The sequence below is a fragment of the Candidatus Schekmanbacteria bacterium genome (assembly GCA_003695725.1).
Lineage (GTDB): Bacteria > Schekmanbacteria > GWA2-38-11 > GWA2-38-11 > J061 > J061.
Window position 1 is genome coordinate 1 of record RFHX01000057.1, and the last position, 9,702, is coordinate 9,702.

Annotated in this window: 9 protein-coding genes; 4 read left to right on the forward strand and 5 right to left on the reverse strand. The window is 35.0% G+C overall.

Annotation, left to right across the window (positions count from 1 at the left end):
- Window positions 1–54 precede the first annotated feature (54 nt).
- From D6734_02645 to D6734_02655, 3 genes are all read left to right on the forward strand, one after another.
- On the forward strand, window positions 55–1,197 hold the full coding sequence (locus D6734_02645; protein RMF97184.1) for an HD-GYP domain-containing protein: 1,143 nt from the start codon (window positions 55–57) through the stop codon (window positions 1,195–1,197).
- A gap of 101 nt (window positions 1,198–1,298) precedes the next feature.
- The gene (locus D6734_02650) at window positions 1,299–2,219 is read left to right on the forward strand and encodes an ABC transporter ATP-binding protein (protein RMF97185.1); all 921 of its coding nucleotides are present in this window, start codon (window positions 1,299–1,301) and stop codon (window positions 2,217–2,219) included.
- Complete coding sequence (locus D6734_02655) at window positions 2,216–2,977, forward strand: hypothetical protein (protein RMF97186.1); 762 nt, start codon at window positions 2,216–2,218, stop codon at window positions 2,975–2,977. The genes D6734_02650 and D6734_02655 overlap by 4 nt, the downstream gene beginning before the upstream one ends.
- Before the next feature lie 258 nt (window positions 2,978–3,235).
- Here D6734_02655 and D6734_02660 read toward each other — a convergent pair whose 3' ends face one another.
- The 5 genes from D6734_02660 to D6734_02680 all read right to left on the reverse strand — a co-directional run bounded on the left by D6734_02660 (window position 3,236) and on the right by D6734_02680 (window position 9,283).
- Window positions 3,236–4,297 carry a glycosyltransferase gene (locus tag D6734_02660; protein ID RMF97187.1) on the reverse strand — a complete coding sequence of 354 codons (1,062 nt, stop codon included), beginning with the start codon at window positions 4,295–4,297 and terminating at the stop codon, window positions 3,236–3,238.
- A gap of 69 nt (window positions 4,298–4,366) precedes the next feature.
- Window positions 4,367–5,743, reverse strand: coding sequence for a radical SAM protein (locus D6734_02665; protein RMF97188.1), 1,377 nt, complete (start codon window positions 5,741–5,743; stop codon window positions 4,367–4,369).
- A complete protein-coding gene (locus D6734_02670; GenBank protein RMF97189.1) occupies window positions 5,728–6,822 on the reverse strand; it encodes a glycosyltransferase family 2 protein in 1,095 nt (364 codons plus the stop codon). The genes D6734_02665 and D6734_02670 overlap by 16 nt, the downstream gene beginning before the upstream one ends.
- A 182-nt stretch (window positions 6,823–7,004) precedes the next feature.
- Window positions 7,005–8,252 carry a DUF975 family protein gene (locus D6734_02675; GenBank protein ID RMF97190.1) on the reverse strand — a complete coding sequence of 416 codons (1,248 nt, stop codon included), beginning with the start codon at window positions 8,250–8,252 and terminating at the stop codon, window positions 7,005–7,007.
- Window positions 8,253–8,413: 161 nt separating this feature from the next.
- Window positions 8,414–9,283 (reverse strand): deoxyribonuclease IV, encoded by an 870-nt coding sequence (locus D6734_02680; GenBank protein RMF97191.1) that lies wholly within the window; start codon window positions 9,281–9,283, stop codon window positions 8,414–8,416.
- A gap of 93 nt (window positions 9,284–9,376) precedes the next feature.
- Here D6734_02680 and D6734_02685 point away from each other — a divergent pair.
- A partial coding sequence (locus tag D6734_02685; GenBank protein ID RMF97192.1) for a hypothetical protein occupies window positions 9,377–9,702 on the forward strand: 326 nt, incomplete at its 3' end.

The following is a 9,702-nucleotide window of genomic DNA, read 5'->3' on the forward strand; positions in this document are numbered from 1 at the left end:
ATTAAGAGAATTGTAAAATTAAATTGAGTTTTTTATTGTATAGGAGATGAAACGATGCAGAAGAAAGTTACTACTCTTGAAGATGGCGTAAGATATGAAGGGGAAAAAGAGGTAGACCAGATTCCTGAAGATGAAAGGAAGGAAAAAAGGGCTTTTTTAAAGGAATTTGTAAAAGGCAAAACTCTCTATGCCAAAGCAACTGAAAGCACGACTCAGGTTTTAAAAGAGATTCGAGAAGGGAAAAATATAAATGTTGGCAAGGTTGAAGAAATTGTTGCATCAATGGTTGATAGTATCCTCGAGAATGCAGACACAATGCTCACCCTTGCTAAAATTAAAGAATATGATGAATACACCTTTAAACATTCGCTGAATGTTGCGGTTTTGACAATTGCTCTCGCTAAGTATCTTCATTTTTCTAAAAGGGAGCTCCAAATCATAGGTACAGGCGGCATTATGCATGACTGCGGTAAAATGAAGGTACCTCCTGAAATATTGAATAAGCCGGGGAAACTAACCGAATGGGAATTTTCAAATATGAAAAAACATCCTGAAGCAGGAGCCAAACTTCTTGAAGAGACAGGCGGGTTTGATCGCCGTGCAATATTGATGGTCCTACAACATCATGAAAAATATGCCGGTGGTGGCTATCCTAATTCTGTACCGGGAAACAAGATTAGCACCTTTGGTATGATGACTGCCATTGCTGATGTTTATGATGCGCTGACAAGTGAGCGTGTTTATAAAAAAGGGATGCCTCCATTCAATGCTCTTAAAATTCTTTATAGAGACAGGGGGTATCATTTCCATCCGAAACTTGTTGAGCATTTCATAAGGGCTATGGGACTTTATCCTGTTGGGAGTTTAGTGCGTCTTGGAAATAATTGTATAGGAATAGTTATCAATGCAAACAGAGTGAATCTTCTTCATCCAAAAATAATGGTCATCACAGATGGTGAAAATAATCCTCTTCCTCAACCGAGAATTATAAATATCAATCCACCAACAAGCGATGTCTCTGCAGAATGGACGATTTCAGATATTATGGAGCCGGAAAAAACATCTCAGAAAAAGGAAAAAGATAGAAGCGACATAGAAATTGTTGAAGTATTGGATCCGGCTGTTTTAAATATTAGTGTTGAAAAATACCTAACAGAAGCCGCATCCTTGGAAAAGGAGGAAGAAGATGCGGCATAACTCCTCTATATTATAAAACTTTCTTTTTTATTTCACATTTGCGACAAAGATTATTATCATATATAAACTATCTTTTAAAGTAATGTTTCATATAATAGAGAATGAATGCCATTGAAATAGAGGGGCTTACAAAAAAATATCGAAGCGGTTTTTTTCTGCGGAGCGTTACAGCGGTAGAAAATCTCTCTCTTTCCATTAAAGAAGGTGAAATAACAGGATTCTTGGGCCCAAACGGGGCAGGCAAAACTACAACCATTAAATCGATTCTTGGCATTATTACACCCACAGCCGGAACGATTAAAATTTTTGGCGAAGATCCAAAAAATGTTTCTATTAAGAATCGAATAGGATTTCTTCCGGAAGAGCCATACTTTTATGATTATCTTAAAGGATATGAATTTTTGAAGTTTTATGGAAACCTCTTTGGTATAGAAGGGAAAACTTTAAAGAAAAGAATTGATGTTCTTCTTGATGAGGTCAAACTTACTTTTGCCGCTTCTCGTCCCCTTAAAAAATATTCGAAAGGTATGCTTCAACGAATTGGTATTGCTCAAGCGCTCATAAATGACCCTGACCTAATCATTCTCGATGAGCCAATGTCAGGTATCGACCCCATTGGCAGAAAGGATATCAGGGAAATCATTTTAAATCTAAAAGATAAAGGGAAAACAATCTTTTTCAGTTCACATATTCTTTCAGATGTGGAAATGATTTGTGACTGTGTGGCAATAATCAATAAAGGACATCTTATTGAAGTCAAAAAAATAGATGAAATTAGAAGAGAAGGTGAAGGGAATTATGAAATAACCGTCAAGGCTCCAAATACTCAAATACATCAGCTTCTTACAAATATTGAAGGTTTTTTGAAGGAAAGGGGAGGGTTCTTGGTTTTTGAATCTAATAAAGGAGAAAAACAAAAACTTCTGAAAAAAATTATGGATGTGGGCGGTGAAATAATATCAGTTTCGCCTGCTCATAAGTCTCTTGAAGAGATATTCTTTGAGAAAATTGAGAACAAATGAAAATTTTAGTAATTGCCTTCAACACATTTAAAGAAATTATCAGGGATCGTGTACTTTATAACATAATCATTTTTTCACTCCTTATTATCTTTTCAGCCGTACTTCTGGGGCGCCTATCAATCGGAGAACATTCAAAAATAGTAGAAGATATTGGATTGAGCGCTATAGAGATTTTTGCTCTTCTCATATCAATTTTTATCGGTATTACTCTCGTCTATAAGGAGATAGACAAGAAAACAATATATACGATTCTTGCAAAGCCAGTAAAAAGATATCAATTCATTTTAGGAAAATTCATTGGATTGGTTGCAATCATCCTTGTCAATATTGTTGTAATGAGCACTGTGTTGATGGTTATATCGTGGTCTATCTCAGGAATTTTTAAATTTCAACTTCTACAAGCTGTCTTTCTGATTTTCTTTGAAATGATTATTATCACTGCTGTGGCAATTCTTTTTTCTTCTTTTACAACTCCTTTTTTGAGCACCCTATTTACATTGGCAATTTTTATTATAGGCACGGCAACTACTGATATTAAAAATCTTAGCAAGAAAGCTTCCTTGCCTCTGCGCATCTTAGCTGAAACTCTTTATTATATTCTTCCAAATCTTGATAATTTTGATGTAAAGATGCAGGCAGTCTATGGACAGAATATAAATTCTTCATTTCTTATTTGGTCAGTATGCTATGCTCTTCTCTATTCTGTTTTAATAGTGTCTTTGGCAATAGTGATTTTTGAAAAACGGGATTTTAAATGAAGACTTTGATGCACAAATCTATTCCTCAGATGGTCTAAAATAAGTACCTTAATGAGTAGGCACGGAATATCCAGAAATTCGCTTATTCTGACAATGAATTTCTTGGATTAATCAAAAATTGAAAAGATAGGCAACAAATGATTTACGCTTTTAATGAATTATACCGGGAGAAAGTGCATCCATTAGCAGCAAAAAGTGCAGAATGCAGATGATAGAAAGAGGATGCATAGAGAAAATATATTTTTAGCCAGCTGTGATTTATATCTGTGATTTTGCGATTTTTTCATAAAAAGAGACGATCTCATTTCCCCTTTTCTGAATTGAAAAATTCTCCAAAGCTTTCACTCGTGCAGCTTTTCCTATTTTTTCCCGCAAGTCTTCAGACAAAATGAGTTTTTCTATTTTCTCAATCCACTCACTCTCATTTGAAGCAAGATAGCCGTTTATGCCATCGTCAACTATATCATTATTGATGCCCACCGGACTGCTTACTGAGGGAATGGCTGCAATCATATATTGAAGCAGTTTCAGTCCACATTTTCCTCTGCACCATTCATCATCTTTGAGCGGCATAATTCCAATATCAAAGAAACTAATTTCCTCCCATTCCTTTTCATAATCCCATTGGACAAACTCCGTAATTACTCCATCAAGGCAAAGTTTTTCTGATGAAACAATCCTCAAAACAATCTCATATCTTTTTGAAAGCTCTCTCAATGCCTCCTGAATAATCGTCAAATATTTGAAATTCCATGATAGTCCAATCCATCCAATGACAACTTTGTCTTTTATTCTATAATCTCTTTTTACCACCACTCTTTCATCATCAATCAAGGTTGGATGAATCAATACATTTTTATTTCTCCTTTGTGCAAATTCAGCTAGATTCTTATTGCCTGCAATTACACCATTGTAGAGAGGCAGAAGCTTTTCAAATTTTTTTCTATGAAGAAAGGTTAGGTAAATAGCGTCATCAAATTCGAGAAATACATATTTTGCCCGCTTTATGAAAGGTATTTCTATAAAAGCCGGTAAATATGGGAAAAGTTGGTGTTCAATTACAACAGAAGTGGACTTGTCGATTTTCAGTAAGTGAAGAAACCTTTTTGTGAAACTATAAATAGAGTAAATTGTTTTAATAAAAATTTTCAAAGGCTTATTCTTGATTTGAATAATCTTAAAATAGAAATCACCAAAAAGTGGACTTATATGAATATTGATTTTTTTTGCTTCAAGCAAAGGAAGAAACTGATAAATTCGGTATCTACTGCTGGGTCCTATTGCTGAGGTTTTGGAAAAATAGTAGATGATATGATTCATATTCTGATATAAAAATTTTTTTTTTGGAATATTTGTTTAGTTATTATCTTGCGCAGTCTTTTTGTAATCTTAACTGCTTCCAATGATTTTTTTTACTATTTTCTTGATTCTCGGATGTTCATTGAAAAATGGCCTTACCTTTTCTTTTAACCAGTTTAATTTATTTATTTTGATCAAAGGCTCCGTGATTCCTTGAGATTCGTTGAGAGCATTAAAAAGAAATTCATAATCTATTCCTTTAATTTTGCATTCAGTTGCGTTTCTTCGATAACTGTCATGGCTTTTTACCAGTGAAAGGTTGTGCTCTTCACAATATGTAAAAAGGTCACTGCCGGGATGAGGTGTATAAAATGCAGGACTATAGTGGTCAGGTTTTATTTTTTTTATCATTCTTACTGTATCCATCACTTCTTCTTTTGTTTCGGTAGGCACTCCAATCATATAGTTAGCCCAAATTTTAATCCCGTATTTTCTGCAAATTTCTGCTGCCTTGTAATTGTGTTCAACTTTTGTGCCTTTTCGTAAAAAGTTTAATATTCGTTGGTTGCCGCTTTCAAATCCAATGAAAAATAGACTTAATCCTGAATTTCTCATTTCTTTTATCATTTCCTCATTCTTACATACTATGTCTGCTCTCGTCTGGCAGGCGAAGGGTTGATTGAATCGTTTCCTGTATTTCTTGCAAAAGTCGTAAATCCATTCACTGTCTTCCGTAAGACAGTCATCATGAATCATCATACTCTTGAAATGATATTTTTTATCGAGATATTCCAATTCTTCCAATACATTGTCTACGCTTCTTCTTCGTACCTTTGGACCAAAAATCTTTCGTTCTGCCGGCTGACAAAAACTGCAGTTGTATAGACATCCTCTGCCGGCAATTATCGTTATGAAGGGCGAATCGAATCCTTTTACGGGAAGTGGATATTCAAGACTTGAAAAAAGCTCTCTGTCTGCAAATGGCAGTGCATCGAGGTCTGGTTTTATTCCTTCTATGAGACGCTCTGATGGTTTATGTCCACTATCTAGTTCTTTGAGCAAATTGACAAAACTTATTTCTCCTTCTCCCTTTATCACATAATCAATCTTTTCTTGAGCCAAAACTTCTTCAGGCATAATTGAAGGATGCGGTCCCCCAACAACTGTTATGATTTCAGGGTTTATCTTCTTTGCAATATCGATTGCCTTCATTGCAGGATTGAAATCAACACTCATCATAGTTACAGCCAAGACATCCGGCGATGAATGAGCTACATCCTTTTCGAAGTCTTTCCATCCCCCCATACATCTCAAATCAGCAAGTGATACATCAAACCCTGCTTTTTTAACACATGCGCTAATCAACGACAGCCCGTGGCTAATCCAGGACTCTTCCATTCCTTTGCCATAGCTTCCAAAGCCGACACCGGTGATAGAGGGAAAGACAAACTTTACTTTAAGAGGCATTGTTTCAGTGCTCCCAATAAACTTTGGTTAAAAAAGAATTTTTCCATATAATCGGCACACACCCTCTTTTTAGCCATAGTCAGTCGCCTTTTTTTTATCATAGCTGGAAGCATTTTTAGAAAAGCAAAAGGCACTCTGAACACATAAAAGTTAAATCCTAAAAATTGTGATGAATAAAAGTAGGTTTCACGCAGTACAATTCTAAAAAATTTTTTCAAAATAGTTGAAGAAAAACTGTTTTTGAAGATTGTGCAATATCTGTTTCTATAACCAATTACATAATATCCTTTTTTAATTGTATCATCTTCTTTTCTTGTTGCTCCTCTCTCATGATAACCTATTGCATAAGGAGTATATATACATTTCCATCCTGCAATCTGCGCTCGCCAGCAGAGGTCAACATCTTCAACATAATAGACAAAGTCTTCATCAAAATATTCTCCATCTGCTTTGATATCCTCAAGCATTTCCTTTTTCAAAAGTGGTGCCGCACCTGAAGCACCAAAGATATATTCGTAGGAATCATACTCTCCTTTGTCTATGTGATTTTCACCTCTGTCGCCCGGATACATATTATTCATCGTTATTCCAGTAGTATCGATTATCCTGTTTTTGTCATCTTTCTTTTTATAAAGTTTCCCTGATGCCATTCCAATTTCACTGCTGAATTTTATTGCTTTCAACATTTCATAAATAAAGTTCGGATCAAGAGTAACATCAAAATTCAGAGGCATTATGTATTTCCCTGTGGCGGCCTTTATTGCTTGATTATGGGCTTTACTGAATCCGAGATTATGATTATTTTGTATAAGTTTGATTTTTGATGAATATCTTTCAAGGATTTTAATTGATTCATCTGTTGAATTGTTGTCCACTACTATGATTTCCATATTCTTATGAGTTTGCTTTTCTAAGGAGCGAAGGCATTTTTCAATATATTCCCCTCCATTCCAGTTTACTATAGTAACCGAAACTTTATCGTCTTTTTGAATCTCTTGCGACTTTATTTTTTCAATCTCTTCCTTTGTCAACATGATTGTTTGGTCACTTTGCATTCTAATTTTAAAAAATAATAACATCTTTTTGAATTTCTTTCATTACTTTGCATAATATGTTTTTTCTGAATAATTTTTCTGATACTGTAAAATTGAGTTTGAGTAATGTAGGAAATTCGAGATGAAGATTAAATTTGTTGTTGAAATTCTATCTCCGTCTCATTGGAGAAAATAAAGATTAACTTTTCAAGGTAGAAGAAACCTAATTATTCAGATTCAGATTCGGACTTTTCTTCTTCTTTTTTCTTTGAATCTGAAAACTGAAATTTCAGAGGTTTTTTAGGAGGTGGAGGCGGTTCCGGCTCTTCTTCCTTCTGTTCTGTTTCAACGGTTTCAGGCTGAGCTTCAACTTCTTTTTCTTCTTCCAAAACTTCTAATTCTGTTTCACTTTCTACGGATATATCATCTAAACTTAAATTTGCCAAATCATCTTCTTCAATTTTAAGCTCTTCTGTTTCTTTTTCTCCTTGTGCAGGTTCAGGTTTTTTTGTCTCTTCAGGTTCTGATGAAGTATCAAGAGATGGTTCTTCCATCCCCTTCTCAGTAAGTGTTGATGGTTTAGGTTCTTCTTCTGTTGTTTCAGGCACTTCTATGGGCTCTGATGGTATTTCTTCACCTGCCAATTGGCGATAAAAATGGGCATAGGCAAGCATAGCTACAGGTATTGAAACAAGAGCCCCGATTCCTATAACTAAAAAACCAATAAAAGAGACGAAGGAAAATAACAAGTTGAAAAGAAAAATATTTAGCCAGTGTCCCTTTGTAATAGCATAGCTTTTTTTAACTGCCTCTATAGCGCCAACCTCTTTATCTACTATTACGAAAGCAAAAAACTGAAGAGCCAACATTAGGATAATACCGGGAATTATCAGTAAAACCATTCCAGCGCCTACGATTATGCATACAACTATTAAAGCCAACAAATATTTTACTATCAATGGATAGGTATTTATTAGGTCATCATAGACTGGCTTTTCTCCATAAGTAAATTTGAGGACAATTTTGAGAGAACCCATCTGCATCAAGAGACTCAATATAAAAGAAAGAAGAAATACGATAATCCCAACAAATGCATTATTGCCTGCAAACATTCCTAAAAAACCGGGAATAAGAGGCGCAATGAAAATAATCAGATATGCAGGAATAAGAAATCCCAGATTGGATTTTGTAGTATTCCATCCAAATGCAAAAGCTTCTTTTATTGATAATTCACCTGCGGGGGACATTACCGCACCTTCTATGCCTTTACCCAGATTCTTTTGCGCAGGCTTATCAACGATACCTAGTGTCTTTTTATAAATTTCGGTTTGATGGGCAGGAGTCCAGAAGGACCATCCTTTTTTGAGAATATGAGTATCTGCTGAAATTTCACCTGATTCGATTTTCTGCTTTAATGTTTCCTCATCGACAGGACCGAATTTTTCACCCTTTAAAATGTAATGCCATTGACTCATATTTTTCTCTTTTTTATTTCGTAAAAGATGAAAAGATAAACGGACTTTTTTCTTTAAACCTAATTCTTATTTTACTTTTAAATGCATACCAGTTGTCAAACTTTTTTTCTTAATTTTAAAAAAGTAGAGGTTAATCGAATTAAACTAAAAGCAATAGACTTCTAATTGCAAAGAGATTTTAGTATCTTCATATTTTCAACATCTTCCTTCATATCTTCACCTTTCGGAGTTTCAAGAACTTTGGGAATATCCTTGAAGTTTTTATCATTCATTATCAGCTTGAATCCTTTTTTTCCGATTTTTCCTTTGCCGATATGTTCATGCCTGTCAAGATGTGAGCCGCAATCACCTTTTGAATCATTGAGATGTATTGCCTTGATATTTTTTATTCCTACATAGTAATCGAATTCATCAAAGACTTTCTGATAACCCTTTTCCGTCCTAATATCATATCCCGAGGCAAAGATATGGCAGGTATCGAGGCAAATTCCGAGCCGCTCTAAATTGCCTGAATGTTTTAGTAGAAATCCGAGCTCTTCAAAAGTTGAGCCGATAGATGTTCCTTGACCGGCCGTTGTTTCAAAAAGAAGTTTGACTTTATAGTTTTTTGTTTTCACTAAGATATCCCTTATTGTTTTGGCAATTTTCTTTAACCCTTCTTCTTTTCCGCTTCCACGGTGGGCGCCGGGGTGAAAGACAAGAAAGTCTAAATTAAGGGCTTCTGCCCTTTCTATTTCATCAAGAAAAGCTTTTTTAGATTTTTCATAAATTGTTTTGTCAGGACTTGCAAGATTGATAAGATATATATCATGTGCGAAAATTGATTTTATCCTGCTTCTTTCATAGAGATTGTGAAATCTTTCAATCTCATCCTTTTTGAGTGGGGGTGCCATCCACCGTGTATTGTTTTTTGTGAATATCTGAATTGTGCGGCAGTTTATTCTTTCTCCTCTCTCAATCGCCTTGCTAACACCTCCGCTAATGGACATATGTGCACCGATTAAAGGACTCTCATCTGTTTTTTTCTTCATTATCAATGTACCTCATTTTATTTGACTTGACTTTTTTTCCAATTAGAAAGATTGATACTTAAAATTTGGTTATGAAGCAAAGAAAAATATTTTATGAAAGAAATTAGTAATCCTGTTTATAAATATGATGAGGAAACACATCCTTGTTTTTCTGCAACAGCATCTAATTATTGTGCAAGAGTACATCTTCCCGTTGCGCCTCGATGCAATATTTTGTGCAACTATTGTAATCGCAGTTATGACTGTATTAATGAAAGCCGACCCGGTGTTGCAAGTAGGATAATATCGCCTGCTGAAGCTCTTTCAAAGGTAAAAGAGTCTGTTTCACAATTCCCCAATTTGTCAACAGCCGCAATTTCAGGCCCCGGAGATTCTCTTGCAAATCCTGTCAATACCTTTGAAACACTTCGGCTCATTCG